The sequence below is a fragment of the Pseudomonas sp. WT-JTC genome, assembly GCF_056711565.1.
In genome coordinates this window covers 621,228-637,197 of record NZ_CM160042.1, presented here as the reverse complement: position 1 = coordinate 637,197, position 15,970 = coordinate 621,228, and the positions used below count along the sequence as shown (strand labels likewise).

12 protein-coding genes are annotated in these 15,970 nt (G+C 60.4%); 11 read left to right on the top strand and 1 reads right to left on the bottom strand.

Annotated features, from left to right (window positions below; all coding sequences use genetic code 11):
- The first annotated feature begins 160 nt into the window (after positions 1–160).
- The 11 genes from urtA to ureC all read left to right on the top strand — a co-directional run bounded on the left by urtA (position 161) and on the right by ureC (position 10,492).
- Entirely contained in the window at positions 161–1,426 is a 1,266-nt protein-coding gene (gene urtA / locus AC06G5_RS02790; RefSeq protein WP_413425488.1) for an urea ABC transporter substrate-binding protein, read from the top strand.
- A gap of 155 nt (positions 1,427–1,581) precedes the next feature.
- Complete coding sequence (gene urtB / locus AC06G5_RS02785) at positions 1,582–3,084, top strand: urea ABC transporter permease subunit UrtB (RefSeq protein ID WP_413703659.1); 1,503 nt, start codon at positions 1,582–1,584, stop codon at positions 3,082–3,084.
- Positions 3,084–4,163 (top strand): urea ABC transporter permease subunit UrtC, encoded by a 1,080-nt coding sequence (gene urtC, locus AC06G5_RS02780; RefSeq protein WP_413425484.1) that lies wholly within the window; start codon positions 3,084–3,086, stop codon positions 4,161–4,163. The genes urtB and urtC overlap by 1 nt, the downstream gene beginning before the upstream one ends.
- A complete protein-coding gene (urtD, locus tag AC06G5_RS02775; RefSeq protein ID WP_413425482.1) occupies positions 4,160–5,029 on the top strand; it encodes an urea ABC transporter ATP-binding protein UrtD in 870 nt (289 codons plus the stop codon). Before urtC ends, urtD begins: the two co-directional genes overlap by 4 nt.
- Positions 5,030–5,158: 129 nt before the next feature.
- Positions 5,159–5,857, top strand: coding sequence for an urea ABC transporter ATP-binding subunit UrtE (urtE, locus tag AC06G5_RS02770; protein WP_413425480.1), 699 nt, complete (start codon positions 5,159–5,161; stop codon positions 5,855–5,857).
- A gap of 198 nt (positions 5,858–6,055) precedes the next feature.
- Entirely contained in the window at positions 6,056–6,895 is an 840-nt protein-coding gene (locus tag AC06G5_RS02765) for an urease accessory protein UreD (RefSeq protein WP_413425478.1), read from the top strand.
- A 58-nt stretch (positions 6,896–6,953) separates the two neighbouring features.
- Entirely contained in the window at positions 6,954–7,256 is a 303-nt protein-coding gene (locus AC06G5_RS02760; protein WP_007945249.1) for an urease subunit gamma, read from the top strand.
- Between the two features lie 9 nt (positions 7,257–7,265).
- A complete protein-coding gene (locus AC06G5_RS02755; RefSeq protein ID WP_413425476.1) occupies positions 7,266–7,799 on the top strand; it encodes a GNAT family N-acetyltransferase in 534 nt (177 codons plus the stop codon).
- Between the two features lie 6 nt (positions 7,800–7,805).
- Positions 7,806–8,345 carry a GNAT family N-acetyltransferase gene (locus AC06G5_RS02750; RefSeq protein ID WP_413703660.1) on the top strand — a complete coding sequence of 180 codons (540 nt, stop codon included), beginning with the start codon at positions 7,806–7,808 and terminating at the stop codon, positions 8,343–8,345.
- Positions 8,345–8,650: an urease subunit beta gene (locus AC06G5_RS02745; RefSeq protein WP_413703661.1), complete on the top strand. Its 306-nt coding sequence runs from the start codon at positions 8,345–8,347 to the stop codon at positions 8,648–8,650. Before AC06G5_RS02750 ends, AC06G5_RS02745 begins: the two co-directional genes overlap by 1 nt.
- A gap of 141 nt (positions 8,651–8,791) precedes the next feature.
- The gene (gene ureC, locus AC06G5_RS02740) at positions 8,792–10,492 is read left to right on the top strand and encodes an urease subunit alpha (protein ID WP_413703662.1); all 1,701 of its coding nucleotides are present in this window, start codon (positions 8,792–8,794) and stop codon (positions 10,490–10,492) included.
- A 69-nt stretch (positions 10,493–10,561) separates the two neighbouring features.
- On the opposite strand, the gene AC06G5_RS02735 is transcribed toward ureC, so the two are convergent.
- The gene (locus AC06G5_RS02735) at positions 10,562–15,847 is read right to left on the bottom strand and encodes an NEL-type E3 ubiquitin ligase domain-containing protein (RefSeq protein ID WP_480458950.1); all 5,286 of its coding nucleotides are present in this window, start codon (positions 15,845–15,847) and stop codon (positions 10,562–10,564) included.
- Positions 15,848–15,970 lie beyond the last annotated feature (123 nt).

Below are 15,970 nucleotides of genomic sequence, written 5' to 3'. Positions count from 1 at the left end.
CCGGCATTGCGCGCCCGAGCATGGTGCGGCGCGCAGGACTCGTCCGTCGGCGACCGCTCTGAATAGACTGTTTTCCCCCTTAGGCACAGCCCTTGCAAAACACCCTTCAGTCGTCCGCATCTGCCAACCATAAAAACTCAATGTTCATGGAGATCGCACAATGAAGCGTCGCAGTTTGATCAAGGCTTTCACACTCACGGCATCCATTGCCGCGATGGGCATGACCTGGACTGTCCAGGCCGCCGAGACCATCAAGGTCGGTATTCTGCATTCGTTGTCCGGGACCATGGCGATTTCCGAAACGTCGTTGAAAGACATGGCGTTGATGACCATCGACGAGATTAATGCCAAGGGCGGCGTGAACGGCAAGATGCTCGAGCCTGTGGTGGTCGACCCGGCGTCTAACTGGCCACTGTTCGCCGAGAAGGGGCGTCAGTTGCTGACCCAGGACAAGGTCGCCGTGGTATTTGGCTGTTGGACCTCGGTGTCGCGCAAATCGGTGCTGCCGGTGTTCGAAGAACTCAACGGCCTGTTGTTCTACCCGGTGCAATACGAAGGCGAAGAGATGTCGCCAAACGTGTTCTACACCGGCGCCGCACCGAACCAGCAGGCAATCCCGGCGGTGGAATACCTGATGAGCGAAGAAGGCGGCAGCGCCAAGCGCTACTTCCTGCTCGGCACCGACTACGTCTACCCGCGCACCACCAACAAGATCCTGCGTTCGTTCCTGCACTCCAAAGGTGTGGCCGACAAGGACATCGAAGAGGTCTACACCCCGTTCGGTCATAGCGACTACCAGACCATCGTCGCCAACATCAAGAAGTTCTCGGCAGGTGGCAAGACGGCCGTTATCTCCACCGTCAACGGCGACTCCAACGTGCCGTTCTACAAAGAACTGGCCAACCAGGGTCTGAAGGCCACCGACGTTCCGGTCGTGGCGTTCTCGGTCGGCGAAGAGGAACTGCGCGGCATCGACACCAAGCCACTGGTGGGCAACCTCGCGGCGTGGAACTACTTCGAATCGGTCGAGAACCCGGTGAACAAGAAGTTCGTCGATGACTGGAAGACCTACGCGAAGAAACACAACCTGCCGGGCGCCGACAAGGCCGTGACCAACGACCCGATGGAAGCCACTTATGTCGGCATCCACATGTGGGCGCAAGCGGCGGAAAAAGCCAAGTCCACCGACGTCGACAAAGTCCGCGAAGCCCTGGCCGGCCAGACCTTTGCCGCGCCGTCCGGTTACACCCTGACCATGGACAAGACCAATCACCACCTGCACAAGCCGGTGATGATCGGCGAGATCCAGTCTGACGGTCAGTTCAACGTGGTGTGGCAGACCGAAGGACCGATCCGCGCCCAGCCGTGGAGCCCGTTCATCCCGGGCAACGACAAGAAGCCGGAGTATGCGGTGAAGAGCAACTGAGCCATTGGGCCTGACGATTATTCAGGCCCAACACAACTCCCTGTGGGAGCGGGCTTGCTCGCGAAGACGGCGGCACATCCAACATTTATGTGACTGACTCACCGCTTTCGCGAGCAAGCCCGCTCCCACATTTAGTCCGAGCAAGGCGACTCTTTATGCCCACTGCCATCTACCGATTGTTCCTCGCCATCGCCCTGCTGTTACCGATGGCCGCTCACGCCAGCGACGCCGAAGACTTCGTAGCCGCCAATCCCGTGCAGCAAGCCAGGCTGCTGGAAACCTGGGCTGCGCAGCCTGATCCGGCCCGTATCGAGTTGATCAACGCCCTGCAACAAGGCGAGCTGACAGTCGATGGCCAGCCGAAAACCCTGCGCCTGAACAACCGTCTGCGGGGCCTCATCGACACAGCCATGGCCAGTCATCAGTTGCTCGCCGCCGACGCCAAAATCCGTCTGATCGCCGCACAGCAATTGCAGAAAAGCGCCAAACCTGCGCAGCTTGCATTCCTCGACCGGCAACTGACGGGCGAGAAGGACGAGAGCGTTCATGCCGCCCTCAGCCTGGCACTGGCCAATCTGCAACTGGTCGACAGCGATCCGGCCGTGCGCCTCGCCGCCGTGCGTCTGCTCGGCGAAACCGGTGATCCACTGGCCCGTACCCGCCTCGAAGGCTTGCTCGATCCCGGGATCGAAACTGACGCCAACGTGCGCACTGCCGCCGAGACCAGCCTCGCCCAGGTCAAACGCAAACTGCTGGTCGGCGAGATGCTCGGCCAGGCATTCAGCGGTATGTCGCTGGGCTCGATACTGCTGCTCGCCGCCCTCGGCCTGGCAATCACCTTCGGCCTGCTCGGCGTGATCAACATGGCCCACGGCGAGATGCTGATGCTCGGCGCCTACTCGACCTACGTGGTGCAACTGATGTTCCAGCGCTTCGCCCCGCAGGCCATCGAGTTCTATCCGCTGGTCGCGCTGCCCGTGGCGTTTTTCGTCACCGCGGCCATCGGCATGGCGCTGGAGCGCACGGTGATTCGCCACCTCTACGGCCGTCCGCTGGAAACCCTGCTCGCCACCTGGGGCATCAGCCTCATGCTGATTCAACTGGTTCGCCTGGTGTTCGGCGCGCAGAACGTCGAAGTCGCCAACCCCGCGTGGCTGTCGGGCGGGATTCAGGTGCTGCCCAATCTCGTGCTGCCGTACAACCGCATCGTCATCATTGCCTTTGCGCTGTTCGTGGTGGTGCTCACATGGCTGCTGCTGAACAAGACACGCCTGGGTCTCAACGTGCGTGCCGTCACCCAGAACCGCAACATGGCCGCCTGTTGCGGCGTGCCCACCGGGCGCGTGGACATGCTCGCCTTCGGCCTCGGCTCGGGTATCGCCGGCCTCGGCGGCGTAGCCCTGAGCCAGATCGGCAACGTCGGCCCGGACCTCGGCCAGAGCTACATCATCGACTCGTTCCTCGTGGTGGTGCTCGGCGGTGTCGGTCAGTTGGCCGGTAGCGTGCTGGCCGCATTCGGCTTAGGCATAGCCAACAAGATTCTCGAACCGCAGATCGGTGCCGTGCTCGGCAAGATCCTCATCCTCGCGCTGATCATTCTGTTCATCCAGAAACGTCCGCAAGGCCTCTTCGCACTCAAAGGACGGGTGATCGACTGATGAACCAGCCCCTGATGCTCAAGGCCACACAAAAGGCCGGCCCGAAAATCACGATTGCCGTCGGCGCGGTGATCCTCATTCTGCTGCTGGCGTTACCGCTGCTGTCGCTGTTATCGCCGGACAACACGCTGCACGTTTCGGCCTACACGCTGACGCTGGTGGGCAAGATACTTTGCTACGCCATCGTCGCACTGGCACTCGATCTGGTGTGGGGTTACGCCGGCCTGCTGTCCCTCGGCCACGGCCTGTTCTTCGCCCTCGGCGGCTATGCCATGGGAATGTACCTGATGCGCCAGGCCTCGGGCGATGGTGTGCCGGCGTTCATGACGTTCCTGTCGTGGACCGAAATGCCGTGGTTCTGGACCGGCACCAGCAGCTTCCTCTGGACCTTGTGCCTGGTGGTACTGGCGCCGGGGCTGCTGGCGTTGGTGTTCGGTTTCTTTGCTTTCCGTTCGCGGATCAAGGGCGTGTACTTCTCGATCATGACCCAGGCCCTGACCTTCGCCGGCATGTTGTTGTTCTTTCGCAACGAAACCGGCTTTGGCGGCAACAACGGCTTCACCAACTTCCGCACGATTCTTGGCTTTGGCATCACTGAGCCGGGCACCCGCGCGGTGCTGTTTTTCGCCACGGTGCTGTTGCTGGTGGCGAGCCTGTACATCGGCTGGCGGCTGGCGCAGAGCAAATTCGGCCGGGTGTTGACCGCGCTGCGCGATGCGGAGAACCGCCTGATGTTCTGCGGCTACGATCCGCGCGGGTTCAAGTTGTTCGTCTGGGTATTGAGCGCGGTGTTGTGTGGCCTGGCCGGTGCGCTGTACGTGCCGCAAGTGGGGATCATCAACCCGAGTGAAATGTCGCCGACCAACTCCATCGAAGCCGCGGTGTGGGTGGCTCTGGGTGGGCGCGGCACGTTGATCGGCCCGTTGCTCGGCGCCGGTGTGGTCAACGGCATGAAGAGCTGGTTCACCGTGGCGTTCCCCGAATACTGGCTGTTCTTCCTTGGCGCACTGTTCATCGTCGTGACCCTGTACCTGCCCAAGGGTGTGATCGGTCTGCTGAAAAAGAGAGGTGAATCATGAGAGTCACTGCGACGGCTGAATTCATGCTTGAGCCAGCCTTTTTCCCCGTGGAGCCCAACAAGGACGCCGGCACCAGCCGCGATACGATCGGTCTCGGCGAGCGCGCCGGCAAAGGCCTGAATACGCGCCACGGCACCATCCTGACCCTGGAAGACATCAGCGTCAGCTTCGATGGTTTCAAGGCGCTGAACAATCTGAACCTGTACATCGGCGTTGGTGAACTGCGCTGCATCATCGGCCCCAACGGCGCGGGCAAGACCACGCTGATGGACGTGATCACCGGCAAGACCCGGCCCAGTCACGGCAAGGCCTGGTTCGGCGAAACCCTGGACCTGACGCAGATGAGCGAAGTACAGATCGCCCAGGCCGGTATCGGCCGCAAGTTCCAGAAGCCGACGGTGTTCGAAGCCTTGAGCGTGTTTGAAAACCTTGAGCTGGCGCAGAACACCGACAAGTCGGTGTGGGCCAGCCTGCGGGCGCGTTTGAGCGGCGAGCAGAAAGACCGCATCGCCGACGTGCTGGAGACCATTCGCCTGACCAGCTCGGTCAATCGCCCGGCCGGCCTGCTGTCCCACGGCCAGAAGCAGTTCCTGGAGATCGGTATGTTGCTGATGCAGGACCCGCAATTGCTGCTGCTCGATGAACCGGTCGCGGGCATGACCGACGCCGAAACCGAATTCACCGCCGAGCTGTTCAAGAGCCTGGCCGGCAAGCACTCGCTGATGGTGGTGGAACACGACATGGGCTTCGTCGGCTCGATCGCCGACCACGTCACGGTGTTACACCAGGGTAGCGTGCTGGCCGAAGGGTCGCTGGAACAGGTGCAGGACAACGAGCGGGTGATCGAAGTCTATCTTGGACGCTGATTGCTCTTTGCAGGAGCGAGCTCGCTCGCGATGGAGGTTAACGATGACGCGGGCTGACTGGATGAACGCGTCATCCTCCGGTTCTTCGCGAGCAAGCTCGCTCCTACAGGGAATGAGGAGAGTTTGAACATGCTGCAAGTCGACAAACTGCACCAGTATTACGGCGGGAGCCACATCCTGCGCGGCCTGACGTTTGACGTGAAGGTCGGTGAAGTCACCTGCCTGCTCGGGCGTAACGGCGTGGGCAAGACCACCCTGCTCAAATGCCTGATGGGCCTGCTACCGGCCAGGGAAGGCGCAGTGAACTGGGACGGCAAGCCGATCACCACGCTCAAGCCGCACCAGCGGGTGCATGCCGGTATCGCCTACGTGCCGCAGGGCAGGGAGATCTTCGGCCGCCTCACCGTGGAAGAAAACCTGCTGATGGGACTGTCGCGGTTTCCCGGCAGCGAAGCCAGGGAAGTTCCGGCGTTTATCTACGAGCTATTCCCGGTGTTGCTGCAAATGAAGCAACGGCGCGGCGGCGACCTGTCCGGTGGCCAGCAACAGCAATTGGCCATTGGCCGTGCGCTGGCCAGTCGCCCTCGCCTGCTGATCCTCGACGAGCCCACCGAAGGCATCCAGCCGTCGGTGATCAAGGAGATCGGTGCCGTGATCAAAAAACTCGCCGCCCGGGGTGACATGGCGATTTTGCTGGTGGAGCAGTTCTACGATTTCGCCGCTGAACTGGCCGATCAATACCTGGTGATGTCCCGGGGCGAAATCGTGCAACAGGGGCGCGGAGAAAACATGGAAGCAGAAGGTGTACGCGGGCTCGTTACGATCTGAGTCGTCACGCTCCGTACTCACCGAGCCGGAACCTCCCGAAGCGGAGCGCCTCGGGAGGCAAGGCACCAATTTGTCGCGTCAAACCTGCAACCGCGCACACTATTGGTGCGCCAATACATTTAACCGCCACCTCTTGCCTGCAATATCTTGCGGCACAGCCTTTGCAACATCCTGATGACCTCACGATAAGCACTGACCATGACTCTTCCCGCTTCCGGTGCCTTGTTCACCCCCAGTTGGCACGCCGAACTGGAACTGGGCTACGCCAGGTTCGACAACACCACTCGCCCGGTCCAGCGCCGGCACAAAGGTCCGTTGCGGGTGCAAAAACACCTGTATGCCGAGGGACCGGAAGTCTGTCAGCACATCATCGTCCACCCCCCCGGCGGAATTGCCGGCGGTGATCGGCTGGACATCTCGGCCTTCGTCGATGGCGATGCCTGGGCACAAATCACCAGCCCCGGCGCGGCCAAATGGTATCGCGCCGCCGGTCCCGCTTATCAGCAGCTGAAATTGAAGGTGGCGGCCGGCGCGACACTGGAATGGTTGCCCCAGGAGACGATCATTTTCAGCGCTGCCCAGGCTGAACTCAGCACGTCCATCGACCTTGAGGGCGATGCACGGCTGTTCTACTGGGACGTCGTGGCCCTTGGGCGCCCGGCCAGTGGCGAGCGTTTCGAACTTGGGCATTTCCAGGCACATCTGGATATTCGCCGCGACGGTCAGTTGCTCTGGCATGAACGCCAGCGCATTGTCGGTGCGGACGGTCTGCTGGATTCGCCTATCGGGCTGGATGGGCAACCGGTGTTTGCGACGTTGCTGGTGACGGGTGAAATTGATAGCGAGCTGCTGGAGAAGTGCCGTTCGCTGACCAACGACGTGCGCGGGGATTTGACCCAGTTGCCGGGATTGCTGATTGCCCGGTGCCTGGCCAGTGAGGCGCTGTTGGCACGAGGCTGGCTGATTGAACTTTGGAAGTTGTTACGCCCCGCCCTGCTGGGTCGCGAGGCTGTAGCACCCAGAATATGGAATACCTGAATTGCTTTCTGTGGGAGCAGATCCCACTCTTTTTAATCTGCCCGGATGGATGTCTACGATGGACCTGACCCCACGCGAAAAAGACAAGCTGCTGATTTTCACCGCTGGCCTGGTGGCCGAACGGCGTTTGGCTCGCGGTGTGAAGCTCAATTACCCGGAGGCCATGGCCTACATTTCCGCCGCACTGCTCGAAGGCGCCCGCGACGGCCAGACCGTGGCCGACCTGATGCACTTCGGCACCACCCTATTGACCCGCGAACAAGTGATGGAAGGTATCCCGGAAATGATCCCGGAAATCCAGGTCGAGGCCACCTTCCCCGACGGCACCAAACTGGTCACCGTCCACCAACCCATCGCCTGAGGTCGCGCCATGACTTACCACATCCGCGATGCCGTGCATGCCGATCTGCCGGCGATCCGCGACATCTACAACGACGCGGTGCTCAACACCACGGCGATCTGGAATGAACAGACAGTCGACCTCGGCAACCGCCAGGCCTGGTTCAGCGCCCGGCAATCCCAGGCTTATCCGGTTCTGGTGATCGTCGATGCCGACAACACCGTGCTCGGGTATGCCTCGTTCGGCGACTGGCGGCCATTCGACGGTTTCCGCCATACCGTCGAGCACTCGGTCTACGTGCGCAGCGACCAGCGCGGTAACGGCCTCGGCCCGCAATTGATGCAAGCGCTGATCGAACGTGCCAAAGGCTGCGGCAAGCACGTGATGGTCGCCGCCATCGAAAGCGGCAACGCGGCCTCCATTCGCTTGCATGAACGCATCGGCTTTATCACCACCGGGCAAATGCCTCAGGTCGGCACCAAGTTCGGCCGCTGGCTGGACCTGACGTTCATGCAACTGACCCTCAACCCCGGCGCGCAGCCGCCAGGCATCGACCAGGAGTAATGCCCGATGAACGCCGCCCAACTGCGACGCGTCAACGTTGAAAGCTTTGCGCATTACCGCCAGGGCCTGATCGACCTGCTGCTCGATGCTGTCGGCCATGGCGCCAGTGTCGGCTTCATGGCTGACCTCGATGCGACTCAGGCCCATGCCTGGTTCGATGAGGTCCAGGACAACCTGAACAAGGGCCGTGTGTTGCTGTGGGTGGTGGTCAAGGACGAGGACGAGCAGGTGCAGGCCAGCGTACAGCTGAGCCTGTGCCAGAAAGCCAACGGCCTGAACCGTGCCGAAGTGCAGAAGTTGCTGGTGCGCGAAGATGCGCGGCGGCGAGGGCTGGGCCAGCAATTGATGAGCGCTCTGGAGGCGGCCGCCCTGCAGCACAAGCGCGGCTTGCTCTACCTCGACACCGAGGCCGGTTCGCCCGCCGAAGACTTCTACCAGTCGCTGGGCTATACCCGCGCCGGCGAGATTCCCGATTACGCCTGCGACCCGAGCGGCCGCTACAAGCCGACCGCCCTCTACTACAAGATTCTCCAAGGAGCCCATTGATGATTCCCGGTGAATACCAGATCCAGTCCGGCGAGATTGAGCTCAACGTTGGCCGGCGCACCCTCAGCCTGAAGGTGGCCAACAGCGGCGACCGACCGATCCAGGTGGGCTCGCATTACCACTTTTTCGAAGCCAACGACGCCCTGACTTTCGACCGTGCCGCCAGTCGCGGCATGCGCCTGAACATCCCGGCCGGCACGGCGGTACGTTTCGAACCGGGGCAGAGCCGCGAGGTCGAGCTGGTGGATCTGGTCGGGCATCGCCGGGTGTTCGGGTTTGCCGGGCGGGTCATGGGTGACCTCTAAGTAATGCGATGTCCCCACTGACGCCTTCGCGAGCAAGCCCGCTCCCACAGGGGAACGCGATCGAATGTGGGAGCGGGCTTGCTCGCGAATCTGTGAGCGAAGCGAACAGTCTCAAACTCAATTGAATTCCAGGGCGAACGAATGAAGATTTCCCGTCAAGCCTACGCCGACATGTTCGGTCCCACCGTCGGTGACAAGGTGCGCCTGGCCGATACCGGGTTGTGGATCGAAGTGGAAAAGGACTTCACCACCTACGGCGAAGAAGTGAAATTCGGTGGCGGTAAAGTCATCCGTGACGGCCAGGGTCAGAGCCAGTTGCTGGCCGCCGAGGTGGTCGACACCCTGATCACCAACGCGCTGATCATCGATCACTGGGGCATCGTCAAGGCAGACGTCGGTCTCAAGGACGGACGCATCGCGGCGATCGGCAAGGCCGGCAACCCGGACATCCAGCCCAACGTCAACATCGCCATTGGCGCCAGCACCGAAGTCATCGCTGGCGAAGGTATGATCCTCACCGCCGGCGGCATCGACACCCACATCCACTTCATCTGCCCGCAACAGATCGAAGAGGCATTGATGAGCGGCGTCACCACCATGATCGGTGGCGGCACCGGACCGGCCACCGGCACCAATGCGACCACCTGCACTTCCGGGCCGTGGCACCTGGCGCGCATGCTCCAGGCCGCCGATGCGTTCCCGATGAACATCGGCCTGACCGGCAAGGGCAATGCCAGCCTGCCGGAACCTTTGATCGAGCAGGTCAAGGCCGGCGCCATCGGCCTCAAGTTGCATGAGGACTGGGGCACCACGCCTGCGAGCATCGACAACTGCCTGTGCGTGGCCGACCGGTTCGACGTGCAGGTGGCGATCCACACCGACACCCTCAACGAATCCGGTTTCGTCGAGACCACCATTGCCGCCTTCAAGGGCCGCACCATTCACACCTATCACACCGAAGGTGCCGGTGGCGGTCACGCGCCAGACATCATCAAGGCCTGCGGTCTTGCCAATGTGCTGCCGAGCTCCACCAACCCGACCCGGCCGTTCACCCGCAACACTATCGATGAACACCTCGACATGCTGATGGTCTGCCATCACCTCGACCCGAGCATTGCCGAGGACGTGGCCTTCGCCGAAAGCCGGATTCGCCGCGAGACGATTGCCGCCGAAGACATCCTCCACGACCTCGGTGCGTTCTCGATGATCAGCTCGGACAGCCAGGCCATGGGACGGATCGGTGAAGTCATCACCCGCACCTGGCAGACCGCCGACAAGATGAAAAAACAACGCGGGCCGCTACCCGGTGATGGTGAAGGCAACGACAACTTCCGCGCCAAACGCTACATCGCCAAGTACACCATCAACCCGGCGATCACCCACGGCATCAGCCATGAAGTGGGTTCGGTCGAAGTGGGTAAATGGGCGGATCTGGTGCTCTGGCGCCCGGCGTTTTTTGGTGTGAAACCGACGCTGATTCTCAAGGGCGGTGCCATTGCGGCCAGCCTGATGGGCGACGCCAATGCATCGATCCCGACGCCGCAACCGGTGCACTACCGCCCGATGTTCGCAAGCTTCGGTGGTTCGCTGCACGCCACCAGCCTGACCTTCATCAGCCAGGCGGCGCAGGATGCAGGCTTGCCCGAAGCCCTGGGTTTGAAAAAGAAAATCGCCGTGGTCAAAGGTTGCCGCGACGTGCAGAAAACCGACCTGATCCACAACGACTACCTGCCGAACATTGACGTCGATCCGCAGACCTATCAGGTCAAGGCCGATGGCGTGTTGCTGTGGTGCGAACCGGCTGAAACCCTGCCAATGGCCCAGCGGTATTTCCTGTTCTGAGCCTGTCCGCTGTGCAAAAAAAGCCTCGACGCCAAGGCTCACTCCCTTGGCTCGAGGCTTCATGTGCAGCTAAACCGAATAGTCGGGATCGATCGTGAACGGGATATCCACCCGTTGCAGCCCCGCCCGGTCCATCGCCTGCTGGGTGAGTGTGCTCATCTGTGCCTTCATTTGAGTGTCGATGTCACTCAAGGCTTGGGTGTATTGCTCCTCGGTCATGACACGGCCAGGAGCGAATTCGTTTTCCGGTCTTCCGGCCTTTACCGCCAGCGCCTTGATTTCCACCTCCAGCTCAGCCTTCTGCGCAACAGAAAGGCCTGTTCCTTCAGTCCGTCTTTGCAAGGCATCGTATAAGTCCGTAACGACGTCGACACGACGCTTGAACCCGTTCAGGATTTCCTCGTACTCACTCTCCAGCCAGTTTCTCCAGAGCGGTTGCTCGAGGATCCGCGCACGCAGCAGATCGCCTTCCTCCAGGGCGGTGATTCGCTGGAATGCCGCCTCGATCATCTCCTTTGTCACCCCGGCAATATTGCGAAACTGCATGCCACGCGCCTGCCACGGCAAATCCAGGCGCTCGGCAAGTTCCGTCATGTACGCCAGGTGAACTTCGACCTCGTCGATGGTGCCGCTGACGTTCCCTTGAGCGTCGACGCGCGTGAAACCCTCGCCCGCCGCCAACCGTTCAGCCACTCGCTGGCGAGCAATGGCTCCCAGCTCATCGAGCCGGGATTTGCCCCGCGCCAGTTCGAGCAGTTGAGGCTCAACCAGATCCGGGCGGATCAAGTCGTAGGCTTCTTTAACGAGCACCTCGACCCCCATGGCGTTGAACAGCTGCGTACCGCCATCCACACACTGCGTGGGTGTCGCAGCCTCGCTGAAGAGCTTCGTTCTCAGCTCAGTGTCTTCGGCCATCGCCTCCAGCATTCGCCAGACTTTAGCCGTCAGCTCCTTGCGATATAGACCGCCAGCCCTGAAGTCGGCGGATTGGGTGAGCCGGTTGATTTCGTTGAAAAAGGACTCCGAATGAAACTCATCTTCAACCGCATTCCATATCTGTTGATTGGCCCGCCACTGCGCCTCTGAAATTCCTTCCCCCCATTCGGAACTGTCCACCGTGCCCATCGGCGGATACGGCCGCTCAGGGTCCATGCCAACCGACTCGATATACAGCTTGAGGGTCTCCAGATTTTCCTCGGAGAGCCATTGAGGTTCACGGCTGATGAATGTGCGCGCCAGCAATTCGGCGCGGAACGAACCCGGTGCGACTTGCGGAATCTGATTGATCGGATTGCTGCGCAGATCCATGAAAATACTGCGCGGACGTGGCTGGGAAAACAGCCCGACCGGCCAACTGCTCAACCCTGTTCCGTTCAGTCTTACTACTTGCAGATGAGGCATCTGGCTGATGTCGGGGGCGAGTCTCAATGGATTACCTTGCAAGTCCAGCCATCTGAGTTGAGTCATGTGTCTCAGCCGCGCTACCGCCAGCGCATCCAGTTCAATCATGTTGTCGTTGAGGACGAGGTGGGTGAGATGGCGCATATCACCGATCCCCTGCGATAGCCGGGTCAAACGATTGCCTTGCAGATTCAGGTGACGCACCTGGCGAAATGCCTGCAGGAAATGCTCCTCGCCCGGACCGATGCCGGCGTTGCGCAAACCCAGGCCGGTGACGTGATCGAAATTGGCCTCCAGCCTCGGAAGTGTCGCCAGGTGCTGCCCCAAGGGCATGCCATCCAGCACCAGCGCTTGAGGCGCAATAATGCCCGGCACCTCAGCCCCTCCGGGCCCGGTTCTCTGCCAGCATTGCCTGAGCGCCTGATAGACCTGATTGCGCGAGTTCCACTCTGCCACGCCTGCCGGGCTGAAACGAAAAGACTCGGTTGGCGAGTTCATCCAGCGCTGCATGGTTGCGTTGAAGCGGTTGAATTCGGTTTCAAGTGCTGTCAGTCGTTGGCTCGCAGATCCGCCGTTCTGCTCGAATTGCTCCAGCAGTATCCCGACCTGGTCGTTGCTCAAGCCTGGATAGAGCGATGTCGTCCGACGCTGCAGCAGTTCCCGTTCAGGCGAAAGTCGCGCATACCCTGGCATGCCACCGCGAAGACGCATGACTGCCGGGTCGTACGCCGGTTTGCGAATGGGGTTTTCCAGAAGAATCCGCTCAAGCTTCTGGCGCGCCAACGGTCGCGCTCGCACCAGCCTTTCAAGCCTTGCTGCCTCATGGATTTCGAAGTCCAGGGCTGTTCGTTGCGAATCCGGCAACGCATGCAGCACCGCGGCATACACATTGTCTGCGCCGTGCAGGTGTTGATCTCTGTCGTCCCGTGCTTCGTATTTGCCATCCTCCCCCAGGATCAGCACTTTGCGGATCGGTGCGTCGACAGGGCCAATACTGTCAATCAAGGCTCCCCCGAATGAATACTCACGAACCTCCACACGCACATCCCCCGGCCAGCCCGGCAGAGCCGCCAGGGAATGCAACTCCAGACGCGCAGTGTCAGCGCTGTGCAACCCGTCGAGGTAAAGGCCTTCATAGGCCCGTGTCATCCGCAATTGTTCGGCGGCCTCCCGGGCCTGTTGAGCCAGCCGCAATGGCACACGTTTCTTTTCGGTCAGGTGTTGCATGTCGCAAGGGTGCGCCTCACCCAGCAGCTCTTGCGCCTGGCTGACCGAGATATCTGCAAAATCGCCCTTGAGCAGGTTCACCAAAGGATCGTCCGAACGGGTCCGACGACGGTACAGAAGGTCGAACAACTGCCGCTTGCGCTGGCGTACCTGTGCCGCCCATTGCTCACGCAATGCCTGGGCACGCTTCTGTGCGTCACCGGATAACCACTCGTCGAGCAGTTCGCGAAGCTCCCGCTCGTCCAGGAACCCCACCACACGCTCGGGCAGCGCCCCCACCAACAAGTCCGACCAGGTCATCTGCAACGTATTGGCCGCTGACGCCCCGGCATAGCCTTCCTTGATCGCGGCCCCTGTCAGACCCGGCCCCTGGAAGACCTCAATGGCCTTGTCACTGGGCCAGCCGTCCATTTCGGTCATGGATCGCACGGCGTAATCGGCCCATTCCTCACCGATCCGGTTGGCCAGAATCTGCTCTGCGCAAGCTTGCGCATCGGCAAGGGCCTTGAAGCGCTTGAGGGTATCGGCCAACAGCGCCGGAGGGGTCTCGTGTTCGACGTGAAGTCGGCGCAGCACATTTTCGTGCACGCCGCTGGCGGTCATAACCTGCTCAAGGGTTTCATCGGAGAGTCCATCCACCGAAGCGCCCAGACGCCTGAGTACTTGCTCCTTGTCCCATTCGAGTGGTTGATCGAGTTCGGTTTTCCAACTGCCGGCACCGTTGTGCTCCACCCGCGGCTTATACGCATCGGCGCGAGTCGGGTGTTGCAGCCGATACCGACCAGTGTCCGGGTCCTGCTTGACTTCGTAGTACTTGTCGTCGAGCCGCAGCAGGTCCTGATCCTGATGACGGTACAGCCCTGTGTCACTGGCCCTCGCCCCATCGGGCAATGCGATCGATCGTTCATAGGGACCGAGGTCAGGGCTCCACAAACGCCCCTTGTCGCCGATCTCCACGGGTTTGAGACCCTCGACAAATGACGAAGGCTTGATTGCAGTCGGAGCACCACCGGGCAGTACATGCCCCGCGCCCATGGCTGCCAACTGCGCAAAATTGATCAACACGTCATTGAAGTATCTGCCGGCCTCCTCCTTATCTCCCTTGCTCCAGTCCTCGATGCCCTCCGTTACCTCGGCAAGCATTTGCGCGACCATGACGCCGAGCATGGCCTCGCCCAGACCCGGCACCAGCATTGCGGTGAAATTGAAGATGTTCCAGCCAAGTTCCAGGTAACTGGTCAAGCGCTTGAAGCGGGCTGTCGCATCTTCATCACCGGTGGGCACCGCAATGACCCTGGCGTCGGCGATGGCCTTGTTGCGACGTTCGATAAACAGCGTTACCCACAGATCACCATCGATCGCATTGGTGACAGGTTCGGCATTCGGGTTCTCGACTGCGGTTTCACGCCACCATGGCCCCATATCCAGCGGTTCGCGTTGATGCCAGGTGAAAGTCTTGAAGCGTTCATTGGCGCGGGCGAAAAAACGTCCCTTGTCCTTTTGTGCCACGAACCGGCTGAAAAAGGCCTGGTAATCCGTACTCAGCAGTTGACCGATCAGCGTCTTCATAAATTCGGTCAGCGACGAATACTCCTTCAAGGGATGGTCTGGATCATCCGGAATATAGGCAATCAACGGGCCGGACAATCGGCTCTGATGGTAGATATCTTCATTGCGAGCCAACTCTTCGGTCACGCCCTGGGGACCATTGGCAAAGAATGCTTGCAACAGCTTGTATTGCTCGTACGCCTGGTTGGGTAACACAGGGACTCGGTGCGACCATTCCAGCCAGAATTTCAGCTCGGCGGGGGTCAACGCATCGATGGTCCGTTTGATCTGCGACGGCTCGCTGACCGCACTGAACAGCACGATGCCGGTCATCCTGAACCCCATCAGCGACAAGCGGTGAGGCAGTAACGGGCGTTGATACAGGGTGACTCCCGGACGACCTTCAGCCACCTGACGGAGCTTGCCATACGCGTGATCGCTGATATCGCCCTTCAATCTTGCGATCAGTGCCGCCACTTCAAAGGCCGCTTTCTCACTGGCGACTGCACCTTGCTGCAAGGTCTGCCGCGCCGCGGCGCTTTCGGGCAAGAGAATGGACTTGAGGTGTTGCTGATACTGCCCGCCGATGTCCAGGCTCCGGCATAGCGACGTGAACCTTGGCAACGTGATCGTCGGGTCGAGCGCAAGGCCGCCGTATTGGTCCTTGCGATAGATACCAGCCGTGTTTCGCCATGCGCCTTCGGTGGTTTCCGATTCCTCGAAATTATGCAATGCAGCTTCGAGCAGTGTGGAGCGCCGCACGCGACTGCCACCTGTATCAATTCCAAGAATAATAGTGATCGGCACATCAAGCTGCACAGTGAACTCATTGATGTTCACATCGGTATTGAAGTTCGTCCGCAGTGCGGTTTTGATCAAGGGTTCGGCAAATGTATTGATGTCGTGCTGCAAGTTACCCAGGGTCTTGTCCAGAACGCCTTGCAAGCGCCATCGCTCGTTAATCAACTGCTTCAGGTACTGGCGGTCAATATGTCGCGCGGCGCTGTACCACTCGGGTATCTGCGGCTGCAAACCTTCTATGGTTCTCAACCTCGATATCGATGCATCTTTAACAGCGCTCGGTACAACATCCAATACACGACTGTAATGAACGCCCCTGTTTTCCGTGCGTAGACTTCCAGAAGTTTCCAGCGTATTGCTTCCATGCAATTCAGCCATTTTAAATTTCCTTGATGACCGGATAAGAGCCAACAGCTTATTCAATGTGACCTTGAATAAAAGACCAAATAACTGTTGAGCCGATCCCCTTTGAAGCACCGCACAGTTCGAAAATCAGGGCTG